The following is an 18,358-nucleotide window of genomic DNA, read 5'->3' on the forward strand; positions in this document are numbered from 1 at the left end:
GTGAAGATTAATCCTCAGGAATGGCGGGATTGATCCACGGGAAAGAGCGCCAGTAGAAAAGACCGCCGCCGGCCGGCGCTGTGCAATTGTAACGGAAGCGACGGCCTTTGAACGGCGCTACACCGACCACAGTCACTTCGTTATTGTCCACTGCGCTGTCGAGAAGTCCCTGCCCACTGCCGTAGCATGTGACTTTTGCGTTCAACTCAGTGCTGAAGCGCAATTGCGGAGGGTTGTTGTCCGCAATCAGGATGTTCTGCGGCGATAGCATCTGTGCAGGCAGCGGCAGCGTACTCAGTTTTTCTTTTAACTGCGGCACGGAGCTGTAGGCGTTGGAGGCGGGAAAACGGGGCAGGGAGGTCCAATCGCTATCAGGCCCGATAGGGCCGGAGTGCTGGCCCAATCCGACGTAACCCAATGAACTCACCAATTTTTGCAGTGACGCGTCGTATTCGCCGTAAGGGTAGGCGAGTAGTTTGAGTGAAGCGCCGGTCTCTTCCTCGATTCTTTTTTCCGCTTGCTCGATATTTTGAGTCATGCGGGCGCGCCAGGCGCTGGCGTCTTCACTGGGTTTGACTTCCACCATGTGGATGTGGCCCAAGCCATGGTTCGCCACCACTCCGCCGTGTTTACCCATTTCCCTGGCTTGCTCCCAGGTAATGTGAGTGCTGCGGTGATTATCGAGCGCGTCCGGGTTCAGGAATATCGTGAATGGGTAGCCGCGCTCTTTTAGTAGCGGATATGCGGTTTCGTAAATGCTTTTGTAGCCATCGTCAAACGTCAGTGCGACCGTTTTTTCGGGCAGACCGCCGCCTTCCTGTAGCGTACGGATGATCTCCGCCAACGGCAGCACTTGATAACCATTCTCGGCGATAAAGTTCATGTGCTGACGAAAGAGGTCCGGGGCGGTGGAGGTGCTGCGTGGGGTCTCGTCGCTAATGTGGTGATATTGCAGTATGTATGCGCGAGCGATGCTCTCCTGAGCCTGGGCTGATGCGCAAAGCAAGACGCCGGCGGCGATTCCAAGTTGCTGAATCCGACGGGTGATAGGCGTTGCGGTGTGAGAATAGCGTCCGTTATTCATAGTGAGTAATAAACCTTCAATACTTCATATGCTTCCGTGATGGCTTGAAACAACGCGGTGTCTCCGCCACGGTCCGGGTGATGCTCCATGGCGAGGCGGCGGTAGCGGGCCTTGATCTGTCCAGCGTCGCTATTTGGAGCGCACCCCAGGGTGTCCAGCGCGGATTGCTTTTGATGGGGATGAACATACATCAGCCAAAAATCCCTGATCAGCTTCTCCACGTCTGCGGCGCTGGTGTCGAATAAGTTTTTTGGATTGAGGTAGTATTCCGCCAAAGGGTCCACCGCCGCCGGCGCGTTGTGGTTGCTGTGAGCCTCCACATCGTAGTGATAAAGGGTGATGCGTACGGAGGTCATGGCGAGGACCAGATTATGTTCTTGTAACCACTTGTTTTTCAATCGATAAAGCGTGTGAAATGTCAGAAAGTGGGTCTGAAAGAGATCCAGTGGAGATTGCAGGCAGCTCTCTGAAAAAATGCGATATGGCGGCAGGGTCAGTTGTTTGATTAAGTCGTGTTCGGAAATCATTGCCGGGCCGGGGAGTAGAATCTCTGCGACGGCCTGTTCCAGCTTTTGCGTCAGATAACGCCAACTGGTCGGCTCGCGGGAACCTTCCGTACCTGCTAGGGTCAAATCCCCTGGTATGTCTGGATGATCGAAACTCATGAGCGTAAGACTATTTTTAATCCTGATTGTTATGGGCTGGTTGTCGGGCGAAGCCATTGCGGCGCCGAAGGCCGAGTATTGGAGCCTGTGGGACAAGGCCAATGAGCGAAACCCTGCTTTGCTAGATCATAGCACTTGGACTCGCCTTCTGCAGACCCACCTTAGTGATGAGGGGGACGGTTTCGCCAGGTTGGCTTACGGCAGGTTTACGGCGGAAGAGAAACGTCAGCTGGATAACTACATTGCGTCACTAACGGCCGTTGATCCCCGCGAGTATTCCAGAAATACGCAAATGGCTTATTGGCTTAACTTATACAACGCCCTGACCGTACAGCTGGTGCTGCAACATTATCCGGTAGACAGCATCAAGGATATTGGCGGCGGCTGGTTTCGCTTTGGCCCCTGGAACGATACGATCACCCATGTACAAGGGCAGGCGCTGACATTGAACGATATCGAGCACCGAATTCTCCGTCCCATCTGGAAAGACAAACGCATCCATTATGCAGTCAACTGCGCCAGCCTCGGCTGCCCGAATCTCTACCCAGAAGCCTTCGATTCCAATCGCCTGGAAGAACAGTTAAACAACGCCGCTCAAAACTTCATCCGTCACCCCAAAGGCGTGGCCTTCATCAAAGACGGCCTGCGACTGTCTTCCATCTACGACTGGTATCAAAGCGACTTCGGCTCCCGGCAAGAACTTCTTGATCATCTCACCAAGTACTCAGCGGAGCCGGAGAAAAGCCGCTTGGAGAATTATAAGGGCGGCATTGAATACGCTTATGACTGGAAGTTGAATGATGCGCAGTAGTTATTCAAAAGTTCGAGGGCTTGAGTCAAGCGCTTCCAGAATGTCCTTGCGTTGAAACGTAAGTTTGTTGCTGGTGAACTCAGACCCGAGTCCCATTAGCGGGTGGGTGAGCTGTATTTCGATGTAATCAAAATCCACATTGGATAAAGGTACTTTGCCGCCGTCGTCCAGATATAGTTTTAGTTCTTTAAAATCGAAAGCGGCGTAGCTTGATCCATTTTTCTTATGTAGCTCAAGCTTTGTTCCATCAGTAACATATGGTCCTCTTCCTATTGAGTAGGCAGTAATCTTATCTCCCTTTACTAAATTTACTCTTAACTGAAGCAAATTTTCCTGTGTATCGATTTGAGGGCTTTCGGACTGAAAGCTAAAAAACAGGTACTTTCCAGGAGAGGGCAATTTTTCATTGATAGGTTTTTCGATTTGCGCAAGCCCTACGTGAGGGGAGGAAATTGTCACTTCGCTGGACGCGCATCCTGAAGAAAGTAAACAAAGGGCTACTAACATATTAAATAATGCTGCTCTGACCATGTGTAATTTCTATTTTACCTCCCTGTGATACAAGGCTATTTACCAGATCAGTGATATAACGCATCTCATGGTAATGTTGGTGGTAGCCCCCAGCAATCAGCCAATCTGATTAGGTTGCGAGGGTATTCTATCCTGAGTATAAGAAGGTATTCATTGTTTACAGACTGAACAAAAACTGCACTGGCGTTAGACGGGGGGATTTAGGCTATAATGCGCACCCGTTAACCGGAGGTAGTGAGATATGACGGCGGCTTTTAAGTCAGAGATGGCGCAGCGCGATCGCTTGGAGTTGAATAAACTGAGAAAACTGCTGCGGCGTGAAGTCGGCAGGGCGATTGCTGATTTCAATATGATTGAGGATGGCGATAAAGTGATGTGCTGCCTCAGTGGCGGTAAAGACTCTTACGCCATGCTGGATATCCTGTTGAATCTGAAAAAGCACGCGCCTATCAGCTTCGAGGTTATCGCGGTCAACCTGGATCAGAAACAGCCTGGCTTTCCCGAGCATGTCCTGCCTGAATATCTGAGCTCCCTGGGCGTTGAGTATTACGTTATCGAGCGTGATACCTACAGTATTGTGAAAGACAAGATCCCTGAAGGAAAAACCACTTGTGGTCTGTGTTCACGCCTGCGCCGTGGGATTTTGTACGATTTCGCCGTTGAGCATAAGTGCACCAAGATTGCGTTGGGACACCACCGTGACGACATCATGGAAACGCTGTTCCTGAACATGTTCTACGGCGGCAAAATGCGCGCTATGCCTCCCAAACTAAAAAGCGATGACGGACGCAATATTGTTATCCGTCCTCTGGCTTACTGTCGTGAAAAAGACATCGAGCGTTACGCAGGTCTGCGTGAGTTCCCAATCATTCCCTGCAACCTGTGCGGCTCTCAGGAAAACCTGCAGCGGCAGAACATTAAAATGATGCTGCAGGACTGGGATAAGCGCTTCCCCGGTCGTCTGGAAAATATGTTCCGCGCCGTGCAAAACGTGTTGCCCTCGCACCTTTGCGACACCAGGCTGTATGACTTCGACAAGCTGGAGCGATACAGCATGGAGCCTGAGGAGTTTAATCAAATCAGCGTGCTTAACCTCTAAACAGACATAAGTCAGACGGGTCGGGTTCACCGGCCCTTTTCGTCTGTTTGCAGCTATCATCCGTCGGAGAATCAAGCGCCATGACGCCTTTATTGCTAGCCATTCTCAGCATTGTTGTTGGCGTTTTTCCGTTATTGGTCGCCAGTATGGCGAAGGCGATTGCAAACTCTCTGGGCGGCTCTTTAAGCGAGGCGGATTGCGAGGGTTGCATGCTGTTCGGAAGAGACATCAGCCCGATTCTCTACAGAATGTTCGTCTTCGCCTGGTTGAGTATGTTTACGCTTGGTTTAGGCATGCTCGGCGTCATGGGCGCGATTGTCTGGGCTCTGTTGAGTTAATCCTTCCGCTAATAATCTCATCTGCCTATTCTCTCCTGGCGCTGTTGCCCAACCCTGTTCCCAATATCTGCGCCGATCTAAATTAACATATCGTAATTCTTTGATTTAATTGATGGCTTTTATGTCTATCCGGCGCTTAGGTTGTCATGAAGAACAGCTTTTATTCGGCGTTCGCGCTGATATGTTTTCCCCGCTGAGAAGCGGCCCAATCGGTTAGTTTTCTTATCCTATAGGCGTATCTCGACATACGCTCCTGCGCCGACCGCGGTTTTGCGAGTCGGCTTTTTTTCGCCTTTTTTATTGCTTCGACTTATCAGGCCCATAGTCTTTTCCTTTAGGCAAAACATTTTGCGAATGTGTCATACTCGTGCGCTCGAATTAAGCGAGCAGTATCAGGCTCCGCCTTTCGCTTATCCGCCAACTGCCTGAAAGAAAAAGGACCTGCTTATGTTAGCCAAATCCTATCCCTTCTATCTCGCCAACGAACCTGTCGCAGATCCTCGCGGCTGGTTGCCGGTCGAAGACAAATACACCGGAGAAGAATTCACCAAAGTCGGTCTGGCCGATCACGATGATATTGAGAAGGCGATCGCCGCTGCGGAAAAAGCCGTGGCCCCGATGCGCAGAATGCCGGGATACAAACGTCGCGATGCGCTGCTGCATACTGTCGCGCGTCTGAAAGAGCGCTCGGAAGAACTGGCTCAGGCGCTGGTGCGGGAAGCGGGCAAGCCGCTCAAGGACAGCCGCGGTGAAGTGGGACGTTTGATTGAAACCTTTCAGATTGCTGCGGAAGAAGCTGTGCGCAATAACGGCGAATGGCTGGATCTGGCTTATTCTGAACGCAGTGAAGGCTATCAGGGAATGGTGCGCCAGTTCCCGATTGGCGTCTGTTCGTTTATCACCCCCTTTAACTTTCCTTTGAATCTGGTGGCGCACAAGGTGGCGCCGGCTATCGCGGCCGGTTGTCCGTTTGTGCTCAAGCCCGCCAGCCTCACGCCCATCGGCGCATTGATTCTGGCGGAAATTCTGGCAGAAACAGACCTTCCCAAAGGCGCCTTCTCCGTCGTGCCCTGTAAAAAGGACGACGCCATGGCGCTGATTTCTGATGAGCGCATCAAGCTGCTGAGCTTCACTGGTTCTCCGGCGGCGGGGTGGCCCATGAAAGCGAAGGCGGGCAAGAAAAAAGTCGTACTGGAGCTGGGCGGCAACGCGGCCTGTATCGTGGAGCCGGAAACGGATCTGGATAAGGCGATCCCACGCATTCTTTTTGGCGGTTATTACCAATCAGGACAAAGTTGCGTGAGCGTGCAGCGCGTTCTGGTGCAGGAGTCTTTATATGAAGACTTCAAACGTCGTCTGGTGGCGGAAGTGGAAACGCTGAAGACGGGCGATCCCAAAGATGAGGATACTTTTGTGGGCCCGCTGATCAGCCGCAAAGAGGCGGACCGGGTGGCGTCCTGGATTAATGAAGCGGTAGAGGCGGGCGCTGAACTGCTGATCGGCGGCGAGCGCAGCGGCAACGTTATTACGCCTACGGTGCTGGCTAATACTCCACGACATTGCAGCGCTTACAACGAAGAAATCTTTGGGCCGGTGACTGTCCTGGAATCCTACAAGACTTTCGACGACGCGTTGCAAGCCGTCAATAACAGCAAGTTCGGCCTGCAAACCGGCGTCTTCACCCGTGACGTGGAAAATATGCAGAAAGCCTGGGAAGAGCTGGAAGTCGGCGGCGTCATTATCGGCGATGTGCCGTCCTGGCGTGTGGATCACATGCCCTATGGCGGCGTGAAAGACAGCGGCATTGGTCGGGAAGGGGTGCGTTACGCCATGCAGGACATGAGCGAACCACGCTTGCTGGCGATCAAGCGCCAAAGCTGATTGTGTTGCGAGGGATTCTGGCGCCGCCATTGCGCCTGGATATGGAGTACGTATGAAAACCCTGTGGAGAACTGAATGAAAACAGAGCACGGGGGCGAGAAAGCCTCAGACCTATTTGTCAAAGCGCTGGAAAATGAAGGCGTCAAACATATCTTCGGCGTGCCCGGAGAAGAAAACCTGGACTTACTCGAGTCGCTGCGGGGTTCTTCCATTAAGCTGGTGTTGACCCGGCATGAACAGGCGGCGGCCTTTATGGCGGCCACCTATGGCCGTTTGTCTGGTAAAACCGGTGTTTGTTTATCGACATTGGGGCCTGGCGCCACCAACTTGGTGACAGGCGCCGCTTACGCAAAGCTTGGCGCTATGCCGTTACTGATGATCACTGGACAGAAGCCGGTGAAGAAGTCCAAGCAGGGCCTGTTTCAGATTGTCGATGTGGTGGACATGATGCGTCCATTGACCAAGTTCACCCATCAGATCATCAACGTCAACACCATTCCCTCGAAGATCCGTGAGGCGTTTCGTCTGGCGGAGGAAGAAAGGCCGGGGCCTGCGCACCTGGAGCTGCCGGAAGATATCGCTGAAGAAATATCCGACTCGGACATCATGTTGTTCGAATCCAGCCATAGCAGGCGTCCTGACGCCAATGACCTGAGCATTCTGCAGGCGCTGGAGATGATTCAGAACGCCAGGCATCCACTGGTGTTAATTGGCGCCGGAGCGAATCGTAAGCGGGTGTCGGAGGCGTTGCTGGGATTTATTGAGAAAACCGGCATTCCGTTTTTCAACACGCAGATGGGCAAAGGCGTGGTGGATGAGCGTCATCCGCTGTTTATGGGCACGGCGGCGTTGTCCGACGGAGATTACCTGCATTGCGCCATTGATTTCGCTGATTTGATCATTAATGTCGGCCATGACGTGATTGAAAAGCCGCCTTTCTTCATGGAGCCCGGTGGCAAGAAGGTCATTCACATCAACTTCAATTCCGCCAATGTGGACAGGGTGTATTTCCCGCAGTTGGAAGTGGTGGGCGATATCGCCAATTCAGTGGCGAGGCTGACGCAGATGCTGGAGCCGGTGAATACTCACGACTTTGAATACTTCAAACGGGTTAAGGAAGAAGTTGAGAAACAATTGTGCGAAGGCTCGGAAGACGCCCGCTTTCCCATCATACCCCAGCGGCTGGTGGCGGATGTCCGCAAAGTGATGCCGGATGATGGCGTTATCGCTCTGGATAACGGCATGTACAAGATCTGGTTCGCCCGTAACTACAAGGCGCATATGAACAATACGGTGCTGTTGGATAACGCGCTCGCCACCATGGGGGCGGGGCTGCCCAGTGCTATTGCGGCGGCGATGCTGCATCCCGAGTTACAAGTGATGGCGATTTGCGGCGATGGCGGATTCATGATGAACAGCCAGGAAATGGAAACGGCGGTGCGTCTGGGGTTGAATCTGGTGGTGTTGATCGTCAACGACAGCGCTTACGGTATGATCCGCTGGAAACAGGAGCAGGGCGGCTTTCATGATTGGGGGTTAAGCTACGGCAACCCTGACTTTGTTAAGTACGCGCAAGCCTATGGAGCCATTGGTCATCGTGTCCAACGCGCGGAAGACCTGTCTCCAACTATTAGGCAGGCTTTTGCTGCCGGAGGGGTGCACTTGATTGACGCGCCTGTCGATTATTCGGAGAACCGTCGCGTGTTGACGGAGGAGCTGGCCCGCAGAGTCTGTCTGGTCTGACCGCTAACTATTTATTCTCTCCCACTATCCGGTCCCGGGCCGCCAGGCCGGGACCTGCGCCCACAGGTTTGAAGCGACGCCATCTATAGCCTATAAAATATTCAGGCGAATACCGCATGTGGAAGGTTCCTCTCCAACATTATGGCCAAATCCCATGCTGTCGGGACCCTGCTCTATAACTTGCTTACCGCGTTGGCGTATTTCGCCACGGGGAGGATGGGTTTATGGCTGACCACTGACAGCACCTATGTCACCGCTATCTGGATTCCCTCCGGCATTGCGCTCGCAGCGGTGTTGTTGGGCGGTTATCGGCTGTGTGCAGGCGTTTTTTTAGGCTCTTTGGTTAATAATCTGAGCGTTACCCAGGGTTTTCCCGATGCGGAAATCTGGCCCTGGCAACTATTTACATTTGTCGCCATCGCAGCGGGCGCCGCGTTGCAGGCTAGTCTGGGACGCTATTTGGTCATTCGCTTCGCGAATTATCCCGGTCCTCTGGCGGAGCTTCCTGAGATTATTCGCTTCTTGTTCTTCGCCGGACCGGCGAGCTGCTTGTCCAATGCCGTAATTGGCTGCAGCAGTCTGCTACTGGCCGGATTTATACCCGTGGAAAATTACGCGCGCTCCCTTGGCGTCTGGTGGATCGGCGACACCATTGGAGTGGTGGTTTTTACCCCGCTAATATTGGTTTGGGGATTGCAGCCTCGCGAGCTGTGGAGAAAACGCCGCTGGGCGGTGACCTTCTCTTTGCTTGGAACGTTCTTTCTCGCAACTGTGGCGTTCCTGTATGCGAAATCCTGGGAGGAAAGCAGCTTACGCTTGCGCTTCTTCAGTGAGGCCCAAGGTTACTCCGCAGCGCTCAATCAGAGCCTGGAGGCGCATCTTGATGTCGCCCGGGCGATTGAAAGAAACCTTCCTGCCGGTGCGAGGATAGACCGAAGCAGCTTTGAGAAGGCCGTATTCTGGGCGCTGGAGCGTTATCCAGGGTTTCAGGCCATGTCTTGGAATCCTTATCTACGCAGCTATGAACGGGAGGCGTTTGAGGTCGGGCTGCAACAAGACTACGGCGCCGACATGGGCGTTGTGATTCGGCGGGACGGTGAGTTGCGCCGCTCGCCGGAAAAGCCGATCTATCTTCCCGTTCGCTATATCTTTCCCTTAGAAGGTAATCGGAGGGCGCTTGGATTTGATGTGTCCTCCAATCCGTCCCGTCTGACCGCTATCGCCGACGCCAGGGAATCAAGAAAACCGGTGATGACCGGTCCTGTTCATCTAGTGCAGCATCCACTGGACAATATGGGCGCGCTGGTGTTTTACCCCCATTTTCTCAACGGCGGGCGACATATTGGATCAACGCCCTCGCCAAATCAGGCTGACGAAGAGGGAGAAGATGCTGATTATCCCGAAGGTTTTTTGGTTGCGGTATTTCGGATTCACTCATTGCTGAAGCATTTTATCGACTTACTGCATATGGACGGTTACCACATTACGCTTGCCGACGTTACAGAGGAGCGCTTCATGATGCATGAAATGACAATCGATGGCGGCAAGATCACTATGTCCCCGACGATTTCTGAAGAAGAGGTCAGTAACCGTCCTTATCGCTGGGAACATAAATTCACCGTCCTCAACAGAGAGTGGGATCTGGATATTGCCCCCACCAGGAGCAATATTGCGGCGAACACTTCCATTAACGCCTGGATTGTCTATGTGCTGGGGTTATTGTTCACCGGCGTCAGTGGCATGGTGTCTTTGTTCTTCAGTGGTCGAACGCTGGCATTGGAAGCATTGGTAAGCGAACGAACGGCGGAATTGAAGCATAGCGAGCAGCGCTTGCGCGCAATCTATGAACATACGCCGGACGGGATGCTGACAGTGACGGAGGAAGGAAACATTACCGCGGTGAACCCAGCGGTGGAGAATCTGTTTGGGTATGCGTGCTCCAATTTGGCTGGTTTGAATATCCGGGTTTTGATACCGGATTATCAGGCGTCAACCGTCGAGTCCAGCCAAGAGTCCGTTGCTTTGAATACAGGGCCAGGGTATCTGCAGGGGTTACGTCGCAATGGGCAGGATTTTCCTCTGGAGCTGCAAACGGTGTGTCTGTCCCAGACGACGCCAGCCTCTTATCTTTGCATTGTGCGCGATGTGACCGAGAGGGCGGAGGCGGAACGCATCAAAGATGAGTTCATCTCCACTATCAGTCATGAGCTGCGCACGCCGTTGACTGCGATCAACGGTTCACTGGCATTGTTGGACGCCAAGGTCGCCATGGCGGCGCCAGACAAGCAGGCGCAAATGATTGGCATTGCGCGGCGTAATACGGATCGTTTGCTCAATCTGGTCAATGCGATTCTGGACCTGAAGAAAATGGCGTCTGGTGAGATGACGTTGCAGCTCAGTCACTTCAATCTGGCGCAGCTTGTCAGCGATGTGCTGGCGCTAAACCAGGGACTGGCTCATAACGCTGACGTCAGCTTTAGTCTGCAGATTCCTTCTGACTGTGTGATAGTGGTGGAGGCTGATGAAGAGCGTCTTACGCAGGTGCTGACGAATCTTATCTCCAATGCGGCCAAATTCTCACCGCCGCACACGGAAATTGTGGTTTCGGTTACGCTGGAAGACAGCATCGCTCGGGTTTCCGTCACAGACAAAGGACCTGGCGTCCCCCCGGAATTTCTAAACCGCATATTCGGCCGCTTCGCGCAGGCCGATTCCTCCAACACCCGCAACAAAAGCGGAACTGGCCTCGGGCTTAATATTTCAAAAGCCATCATTGAGAGGCATGGCGGTAAAATCGGCTTCCACAATAACCCTGGCGGAGGCTGCACGTTCTATTTTGAGTTGCCGGCGCATGTATGAATCAAGATGGCGAGGCGTTCACTACAGAAGTTGCCGCAAGGCCTGCTGATCGTATAGAGGCGAATGGATCAAGAAGGCTGAATTCACCTGTGATAACCGATACCATGCAACAAACTTGTTGAGTGCGCCGCCAGTCACGTCTAGCACAGGGCGCGCTATGATTTAAAAAACGGGCGTTATGGCTATCAAATTTAATACCTCGACAATTGCGAATGGCGTGAAAGGCGCCGTGCAATCCTCCAAGGAGGCGCTGTCCAACTTGATGTCATCGGTGGACGAGCAATATCAGCGTGTGAAGGAGAGCATTGGTAAACTGCAGTTATTTTCTTCAAGCCAGACCGCGCCGTCCTTGTATGAGGACGTGGATGAGAAGCACTATTTCATTGTTCCTTTCCGTCTCGCAGAGCAGGGCTATGTATTGCATACCATGCGTGTGCTGCCCCCCGGCGTTCCGCCGCTGAACAGTCTTCCCAAAAAGCGCATTTTTCATGCGCCGTCGAACTGCTCCCGAGAAATGATTCAGCAATTGATTGTGGAGCCCATGCTTGCGGAAACGCCTCCTCCCAAAGATGGAAGCGCGTTTGGCCAATACCTGAAAGAAGTGGCGAATAATATCGACCGGGTAGAAAATAAAGTGACAGGGGGCCTGCTGCTTGTGGGAGGGTTGGTCGCGATTATTAACCCGGTGACGGCGGTCGCCATCGCTGGACACGCCTTGTTGCCCACTCTGGCTAAATACGGGTTGAATAGCGCAGGGAAGAAGCTCAACGCATTGAACGCCGAAAAAGAAGTTGAGCTGGCCCGCACGAAACTGTTAAAGGAGTTCAGCGAAACTGGAGTTGAGTACGTGGAGAACCCGATACTGACGGAGCTTGTCCTGGCGCTATCCACCTCAGTCGAAGAGCACGATCCGGCCACCTTTGACCTCCAGCAACATCACTTCAATAACCGCGACAACGCCAAGCTTATCCATCTGACATGCGCATGTATTTACGATGTTTATGCAGATCTGCTCAAGACCAAGCGCAAATGGCGCGACGCGGGCCTTGGCGCTGAAGACATTCAATGGATCAACCAATTGGGATTGGAGGCGGACCACTATCGCTCACTGATCAAATCGAAGGGAATGCTTGATTGGAAAGCGTCCAAGCAGCGCCTGATGACGCGGTTGAGCGACATGGGGCTCAACGAGACCAGAGCGTTAGTGGGGGAGATCGACCATCTCATCGATTATCTGCTGCCCTACATCAGCCGCCAATCTGTCTTTCAAGATGATAAGCACGACTTTCAGAAACTGGTGTTTTCCTGGTTGCCGGAATACATCAATTACTTTTTGAGCATGCCGGCAGACAAACTGCTCGAAAAAGAAGGCGATGCTGAATCATTGGCGGATCGCTTCATCGCGGAGATGACGCTTCTGCAGATCAAACTGAAAGAGATATCCGCTTCTGTTTATCTCAACAAGTCGACATCAATGGTCAATCTCGGCGACTTCTTCAGGTATAAGTTTGACCGCTCCGGCTCTATAGGTATGGATAGCCGAGAGACGCGTGACTGACCTGTTTCTGTGTAGGCAGCCCTATCAAGAGGAGGAGTGGCTAGAATGGAAATCTCATCCCTATGGCTGGTGTAGGCATAGGCTTTGATGAGATAGAATCTATGTCGTTTTTAGTACATGGCCTCCAGTGTCGAGGCGCTACGTGCATAATATGTCGTTGCATTTGTTATCATGCAAACCAGCGTAAAATCAGGGCTCTTTGGCTTGGTTTATATTAAGGTAGCAATGATATTGGCATGTAATAACACGACGCATGGATTCGCCTGCGCGGCGACGAGCCGCGGGAGATAGGGCCTGACATGTGCAGGCCCTGTCGTTTTTGACAAATAGAAGGAAGCTATTTGTCTGCCGGATTAATAGCCAAAGCGCAGAGGGATGAACTTTCTTGATGCTTCTTTAATTTCATGTCTTCTGTGTATGGCGTCCTCACTAAATGTCAGCGCTCAAAAAACCGTAAAAAATCAGCTGTTACTGACGGCTTTCAGTTAGTTTTGACGCTCTGTTTGTAATGGTTGATAAGTGATCCGCCCTCGATTTATGCAAGATGTGCGGCGGTCATATAGAATTGCAAAAAACCGAATTTGAATCAGGCCTCTAACTTGCCGAAAATGAGGCGACAAAAAATTAATCATGCTGATGGAAGGGTTAGACCATGGCGGGACCGAAGCAAGATAAGCAGCTCCTGACGATTAAGTCTCCGTTGGGAGCGGATGTGCTTGTAATGAAAAAACTCAAGGTAACGGAATGCCTGTCAGAGCCGTTTGAAACGACAGCAACGGTCTGGAGTACAGATTACAACATAGATCCAAACGCTATTGTTGGTAAAGAAGTCACCATCAGCGTGCATGCGGACCCCAGCAAACCCAGACATTTCTCGGGAATCGTAACCCAGTTGTCCGCGCATCAGATTGAAGAGAACCACTATAGAGAATATAGGCTCAAGATGGTTCCCTGGTTTTCTCTGCTTAAGTACCGTCGCGACTGCCGGATTTTCCAAGAGCTGACCGTTCAAAAGATTATCGATAAAGTCTTCAGTGAATTAGGTTTTTCGGACGTTAGCTGGCGTTTGCAAAAGACTTATGAAAACCGCGTTTACTGTGTTCAATATCGTGAGAGTGATTTCGATTTCGTCTCGCGGTTGTTGGAGGAGGAGGGTATTTATTACTACTTCCAACATGAAGAAGGCAAACACACACTCGTGCTTAGCGATAACGCCAAGGGATATGAATCCGTATCCGAGTCTTCTTTGGATGTTACCGACGGGGCACACACAAAATTCAAAATTAGTAGCTGGGAACATGCATACCAGCTTGTCAGCGGAAAAGTTTCTCTAACGGATTACAATTTCGAAACCCCAGCTACCAGCTTGGCGGTCTTCCAGGGTACCAAGGTCAAACTGCCAAATATTAGTAAATTTGAAGTGTATGACTACCCCGGAGAGTACGCGCAGAAAGGGGAGGGCGATGGTTACGCCAAGACCCGTATGGAAACGTTGGAAAGCGGTTACTCATTGGTCAATGCCGAGAGTAACTACCCATCGATGTGCTCTGGGTACATCTTTACTGTTGGCGTGCATCCTGACTCAAAAGAAAGTAAAGAGAAATATGTGGTCACCAGCGTGACGCACAATGCAGAAGAAGGTAGCTATCGGGCAGGGGTTGAGTCTGCGCCTCATTACTCCAATTCTCTGCAGTGTGCGCCGAGCACTACGATTATGCGTCCTGTGCTGAAGACGCCAAAGCCAGTGATAAGCGGTACGCAAACTGCGTTGGTTGTTGGCCCGTCCGCGGATGAAATATACACCGATGAATTTGGTCGTATTAAAGTTCAGTTTTATTGGGATCGCTTGGGCAAGAAAGATGATAAGAGCTCTTGCTGGATTCGCGTCGCGCAGATATGGAGCGGTAAGAACTGGGGGACGCAGTATATTCCGAGAATTGGCCAGGAAGTGGTAATTTCCTTCTTGGAAGGAGATCCTGATCGTCCTTTGATCATCGGGAGCGTATACAATGCGGAGCAAATGCCTCCCTACGAACTGCCGGCGAAAAAGACGCATACGGGGGTAAAATCGCGTTCCTCCAAAGGCGGTGGAACCGAAGACTACAACGAAATCATGCTCATCGACGAAAAAGGCGAAGAGCTGATTCGCGTTCACGCCCAGAAAGACAGAGATATTACAGTTGAAAACGACGATACGGAAAGCGTCGGTAATAACCAGTCTATCAGCGTTGTAAAGAACCAGACTGAGGAAGTTGGCGAAAACCGCACTATTAATATCGGTAAAAACGACAGCCTGACTGTTGGTGAAAATCAGAGTATTGATATTGGTAAAAATAAAGATGAGGTGATCGGCGAAAATTCATCGCTGAATGTCGGTAAAAATGTAACGGTGGAAATTGGTAAAGATCGCACCGAATCAATTAAAGGCAAGCATACCGAAACAATTACCAAGGAATACTCTGTTAGCGCTAAGAGTGTTCAGATTACCGCCAAGGATGAAATTACCTTACAGGTGGGTAAAGCCAGTATCACGATGAAAAAGAATGGCGATATCACTATTAATGGCAATAAGGTAAATACCAAAGCCTCGGGTGTGATTACCATGAAAGGCAGCCAGATTAAGGAAAACTAATCGGCGGTCCATTGGCTTAAGTGTTCAGTATCGCGCTCCATATTGGGGCGCGATTTCTTTTAAAGCGTCGAACGCTTCTTTATACCAGTCCTGGTCGAGCGACTATTCTCTCGGGTTTTTGGTTTCGGCAGAAGATTTAGATGCGGTTGTCTTGTCATCGCGAAGATTGCGATGCGTTTCTTCTGAATATGCTGATTCCGTAACTTTGGCTTCTTTACTCGATTTGCTCAGTTGTTCATTCTCGGCCACGAAATGCAAACCCATCTCAAACGCCTTTTGGGTAAACTCCAGTACCTTCTCAAAACCTTCGTCAGAGAGTTGTCGCGCTGCGTCGTGACGTCGATAGATGTTAATGAACTTACGCTCACGTTCATATTGCAGCGGCAATCGTCCCAAGCCCCAATCATTGAGTATGCGCCACAACTCTGGGTTATAAGTGCGCGTATATTTGAGGATAAAAGGAACTGGGTCGTTCCGGGCAAGTAGCGCGGCAAGACGCAGAATCAACTCGAAAGAGATGGTTGCCGTGCCGTTTTCTACGGCTTCCCACAGGCTTTTGTCTTTCAGGCTCAGAGAGTCGCTGAGTTCATGGATGGTGAGGCCTGCAACTTCACGCAGATCTTTTAGAGACTGGCCTGCTGCAGCCATAAGCTTTAATTGATCCTGATTTTTCAGGATAGTTTTGCCAACGCGAATAGAGCTGTCTGTGGTTAGTCTGGCGATTTTCAGGGCGGAAGTTGTGAATTCGCTAATGCGATTAAACCAGCCGCTTTCATCTCCCTTGGTGGTGGGAGTGGCGCTTTTGGCTTTGGTAGATGATTTCTGTGTTGGGGTCATCGAAGCGCTATCCTTGGCGTCAGTCCCGGCTGTCGGTGCGTCGGACTTTTTGATGTTGTCTCCTGACATAAGATGACCTGCAACGATGAATATCTTGTTGCACTGTCGATTAAAAAGTAAGTGAAGTCAATGACGTTAGCAGAAACCTGTTCCTGCTAACGTCAGGGCGGGATTAGCTTTTGGAGTCTGCGATTTGTTGCTGCATGGTCAGCACGTCTACAAGTATCTCTCCTGATTCACGTGCTATAAAATCAAGGTCCTTTTTCGCGGGCGCTTGGGCTGACTGCTCTTCCTGAAAGGTCTCATAGTCCTTGTATGTCTTGAACTGCGCTTCTTTTTTTGCTGCGCGCTTCATGTTGACGTAAGCAAGCTCGCGGTCTTGCAGGCTTTTCAGCTCTTGCTTACGAATATCTTCCCGTAGAGAAATAGTTTTTTGCGCCTTGGCTTCTTTGAGGAAGTCAATTTCCTGTAGTAAGGCTTGGTATTCGGCATTCTTCTCCATGCGAATGTCATGGTTTTTCGCCAAATCTGAAATCAGCGGAGTAAAATTTCCGTATCTGCGATGCGCGACGGCGTCAATGTGATCCCAGGGCAGGGCTTGCGGCAGCGCATCCTCGCCGATTTCGCTCTTGTCGATAGCGGACGGAATGACGACATCCGGAGTTACGCCTTTGTGCTGCGTGCTGCCGCCGGAAATGCGGTAGAACTTGGCTTCGGTGATTTTCAATTGGCCGTGGCTGAGACCGCGAACTGACTGGACTGTACCCTTGCCGAAGGTCTGTTCGCCAATAATGACTCCACCACCGTAATCCTGAATGGCGGCGGCGAAAATCTCGGATGCGGAGGCGCTCATACGGTTCACCATCACGACCAGAGGGCCGGTATAAGCGATTTGCTCATCCGGGTCGCCGTATACACGTACGCGGTTGTCCGCTGTGCGCACTTGTACCGTGGGACCTTCCTGAATAAATAGACCGGTCAGCTGAATCGCTTCCTGCAGAGCTCCGCCGCCGTTATCGCGCAGGTCAATGATTAGTCCATCAATGCCTTCAGCTTTCAGCTCACTCAGGAGTTTATTTACGTCACGAGTGGTGCTGCGGTAGTTGGGGTCTCCGGCCTGCATGGCGCGGAAATCCGCGTAGAAGGTGGGAATATCGATAACGCCCAGCTTGTACTCGCGTCCGCCGCGATTGATATTCAGGACGTGTTTCTGGGCGGATTGATCCTCCAGATCCACTTTGTCCCGTACAATGTTGATGACGCGGGTTTCAGAATCGTTACTGGCGGTGGCGGGAATAACTTCCAGCCTGACCACAGACTTTTTAGGACCGCGGATCAGGTCAACCACTTCCTCCAGGCGCCAGCCTACGACATCCACAATTTCTCCTTTATCGCCTTGGCCGACGCCAACGATGCGGTCAGCAGGTTTGAGCTTGCCATTCTTGTCGGCAGGACCCGCCGGCACTAGTCTGACGACCTTGGTATGTTCATTATCCGATTGCAAAACAGCGCCTATGCCTTCCAGGGATAGGGACATATTGATATTGAAGTTTTCGGAGTTGCGAGGTGAAAAATACTGGGTATGGGGGTCGTAAATATTGGTCAGCGCATTCATGTACGCTTGAAATACATCTTCTGAACGGGATTGCTTGATGCGACTCAACTGGCTCTCATAACGCTTACGCAGGCCGTTACTGATGTCTTCATCCGTCTTGCCTAACAGGCGCTGACTCAGTATGGCGCTCTTCAGGCGTTTGCGCCAAAGGTTGTCCAGCTCGCTCTCAGACGTCGCCCATGGGGCTTCCTCTCTGTCGATGAGGATTTCTTCGTCTTTTTTGAAGTCCAGTTTGGCTACGCCGGTGTTGAGTAGGCCGGTGATGTAGTTCAAGCGGCCGACAATGCGTGACTGGAAGCGATTGTAGATGCGGAAAGCCGGATCAAGCTGGCCGGATTTAATGGCGCCATCAAGACGATATCGGTAGTTTTCAAACTCGTCGATATCGCTTTGGGTGAAGTAGATTCGCTGTGGATCGAGATACTTTATGTAGTTATCCAACACCTCTGAGGATACCTCGCCATCAATCTTCAGGCTGCGGTAGTGAGCGTACTGCAATTGCCTGGCGATATCCCTGCTGGCTTTTTCCTGGTCCGCGGTAGGAGTCAGGTTGAGATAGTCCGGGTTTTCCGTCTTGGCTCCAGAAGCGACGGCGGCGTTGCCCGCCAGCGCCAGTGAGCACAGGGAGGTAAACAGGACAGCATAGAGACTGCGGCGTTGTAACAAAAACATATGTTTAAACTTATTCACGACTAAATCCGGGAT

13 protein-coding genes are annotated in these 18,358 nt (G+C 51.5%); 8 read left to right on the forward strand and 5 right to left on the reverse strand.

Translation table 11 applies throughout. The features are described 5' to 3' along the window. Positions 1–7 precede the first annotated feature (7 nt). Both HCH_RS09880 and HCH_RS09885 read right to left on the reverse strand, forming a co-directional pair. On the reverse strand, positions 8–1,084 hold the full coding sequence (locus tag HCH_RS09880; RefSeq protein ID WP_011396068.1) for a polysaccharide deacetylase family protein: 1,077 nt from the start codon (positions 1,082–1,084) through the stop codon (positions 8–10). Continuing rightward, positions 1,081–1,749: a DNA-J related domain-containing protein gene (locus tag HCH_RS09885; RefSeq protein ID WP_049780899.1), complete on the reverse strand. Its 669-nt coding sequence runs from the start codon at positions 1,747–1,749 to the stop codon at positions 1,081–1,083. The genes HCH_RS09880 and HCH_RS09885 overlap by 4 nt, the downstream gene beginning before the upstream one ends. Between HCH_RS09885 and HCH_RS09890 the strand changes: the two genes are divergently transcribed. After that, positions 1,748–2,560, forward strand: a complete 813-nt coding sequence (locus tag HCH_RS09890; protein ID WP_011396070.1) for a DUF547 domain-containing protein — start codon at positions 1,748–1,750, stop codon at positions 2,558–2,560. The genes HCH_RS09885 and HCH_RS09890 overlap by 2 nt on opposite strands. Here the strand turns inward: HCH_RS09890 and HCH_RS09895 are convergent, their stop codons facing one another. Next, a complete protein-coding gene (locus HCH_RS09895) occupies positions 2,561–3,091 on the reverse strand; it encodes a hypothetical protein (RefSeq protein WP_011396071.1) in 531 nt (176 codons plus the stop codon). Between the two features lie 241 nt (positions 3,092–3,332). Here HCH_RS09895 and ttcA point away from each other — a divergent pair, with 241 nt between their 5' ends. The 7 genes from ttcA (at position 3,333) to tssI (ending at position 15,201) form a co-directional block, all read left to right on the forward strand. After that, positions 3,333–4,190: a tRNA 2-thiocytidine(32) synthetase TtcA gene (gene ttcA, locus HCH_RS09900; RefSeq protein ID WP_011396072.1), complete on the forward strand. Its 858-nt coding sequence runs from the start codon at positions 3,333–3,335 to the stop codon at positions 4,188–4,190. 80 nt (positions 4,191–4,270) lie between these two features. Continuing rightward, on the forward strand, positions 4,271–4,528 hold the full coding sequence (locus HCH_RS09905; protein ID WP_041598555.1) for a hypothetical protein: 258 nt from the start codon (positions 4,271–4,273) through the stop codon (positions 4,526–4,528). A 447-nt stretch (positions 4,529–4,975) separates the two neighbouring features. Continuing rightward, on the forward strand, positions 4,976–6,409 hold the full coding sequence (locus tag HCH_RS09910; protein WP_011396075.1) for an aldehyde dehydrogenase family protein: 1,434 nt from the start codon (positions 4,976–4,978) through the stop codon (positions 6,407–6,409). A 75-nt stretch (positions 6,410–6,484) separates the two neighbouring features. After that, the gene (locus HCH_RS09915; protein WP_011396076.1) at positions 6,485–8,152 is read left to right on the forward strand and encodes an acetolactate synthase large subunit; all 1,668 of its coding nucleotides are present in this window, start codon (positions 6,485–6,487) and stop codon (positions 8,150–8,152) included. 141 nt (positions 8,153–8,293) lie between these two features. Next, a complete protein-coding gene (locus HCH_RS32235; RefSeq protein WP_011396077.1) occupies positions 8,294–11,011 on the forward strand; it encodes a CHASE domain-containing protein in 2,718 nt (905 codons plus the stop codon). A 178-nt stretch (positions 11,012–11,189) separates the two neighbouring features. After that, a complete protein-coding gene (locus tag HCH_RS09925) occupies positions 11,190–12,569 on the forward strand; it encodes a hypothetical protein (RefSeq protein ID WP_011396078.1) in 1,380 nt (459 codons plus the stop codon). Between the two features lie 652 nt (positions 12,570–13,221). Beyond that, positions 13,222–15,201: a type VI secretion system tip protein VgrG gene (tssI, locus tag HCH_RS09930; protein WP_011396080.1), complete on the forward strand. Its 1,980-nt coding sequence runs from the start codon at positions 13,222–13,224 to the stop codon at positions 15,199–15,201. Between the two features lie 102 nt (positions 15,202–15,303). Here the strand turns inward: tssI and HCH_RS09935 are convergent, their stop codons facing one another. Continuing rightward, positions 15,304–16,107 carry an XRE family transcriptional regulator gene (locus HCH_RS09935; protein ID WP_193359414.1) on the reverse strand — a complete coding sequence of 268 codons (804 nt, stop codon included), beginning with the start codon at positions 16,105–16,107 and terminating at the stop codon, positions 15,304–15,306. Positions 16,108–16,210: 103 nt separating this feature from the next. Beyond that, a complete protein-coding gene (locus HCH_RS09940) occupies positions 16,211–18,343 on the reverse strand; it encodes a carboxy terminal-processing peptidase (RefSeq protein WP_238384986.1) in 2,133 nt (710 codons plus the stop codon). Between the last annotated feature and the right edge of the window lie 15 nt (positions 18,344–18,358).

It is taken from the genome of Hahella chejuensis KCTC 2396 (genome assembly GCF_000012985.1).
Lineage (GTDB): Bacteria > Pseudomonadota > Gammaproteobacteria > Pseudomonadales > Oleiphilaceae > Hahella > Hahella chejuensis.

What these genes read in the sequence shown, in the direction of transcription:
- HCH_RS09910 (WP_011396075.1), top strand. Translation starts at nt 4,976, where the DNA reads ATGTTAGCCAAATCCTATCCCTTCTATCTCGCCAACGAACCTGTCGCA.
- HCH_RS09935 (WP_193359414.1), bottom strand. Translation starts at nt 16,107, where the DNA reads ATGTCAGGAGACAACATCAAAAAGTCCGACGCACCGACAGCCGGGACT.
- HCH_RS09880 (WP_011396068.1), bottom strand. Translation starts at nt 1,084, where the DNA reads ATGAATAACGGACGCTATTCTCACACCGCAACGCCTATCACCCGTCGG.
- ttcA (WP_011396072.1), top strand. Translation starts at nt 3,333, where the DNA reads ATGACGGCGGCTTTTAAGTCAGAGATGGCGCAGCGCGATCGCTTGGAG.
- HCH_RS09890 (WP_011396070.1), top strand. Translation starts at nt 1,748, where the DNA reads ATGAGCGTAAGACTATTTTTAATCCTGATTGTTATGGGCTGGTTGTCG.
- HCH_RS09915 (WP_011396076.1), top strand. Translation starts at nt 6,485, where the DNA reads ATGAAAACAGAGCACGGGGGCGAGAAAGCCTCAGACCTATTTGTCAAA.
- HCH_RS09895 (WP_011396071.1), bottom strand. Translation starts at nt 3,091, where the DNA reads ATGGTCAGAGCAGCATTATTTAATATGTTAGTAGCCCTTTGTTTACTT.
- HCH_RS09905 (WP_041598555.1), top strand. Translation starts at nt 4,271, where the DNA reads ATGACGCCTTTATTGCTAGCCATTCTCAGCATTGTTGTTGGCGTTTTT.
- HCH_RS32235 (WP_011396077.1), top strand. Translation starts at nt 8,294, where the DNA reads ATGGCCAAATCCCATGCTGTCGGGACCCTGCTCTATAACTTGCTTACC.
- tssI (WP_011396080.1), top strand. Translation starts at nt 13,222, where the DNA reads ATGGCGGGACCGAAGCAAGATAAGCAGCTCCTGACGATTAAGTCTCCG.
- HCH_RS09925 (WP_011396078.1), top strand. Translation starts at nt 11,190, where the DNA reads ATGGCTATCAAATTTAATACCTCGACAATTGCGAATGGCGTGAAAGGC.
- HCH_RS09885 (WP_049780899.1), bottom strand. Translation starts at nt 1,749, where the DNA reads ATGAGTTTCGATCATCCAGACATACCAGGGGATTTGACCCTAGCAGGT.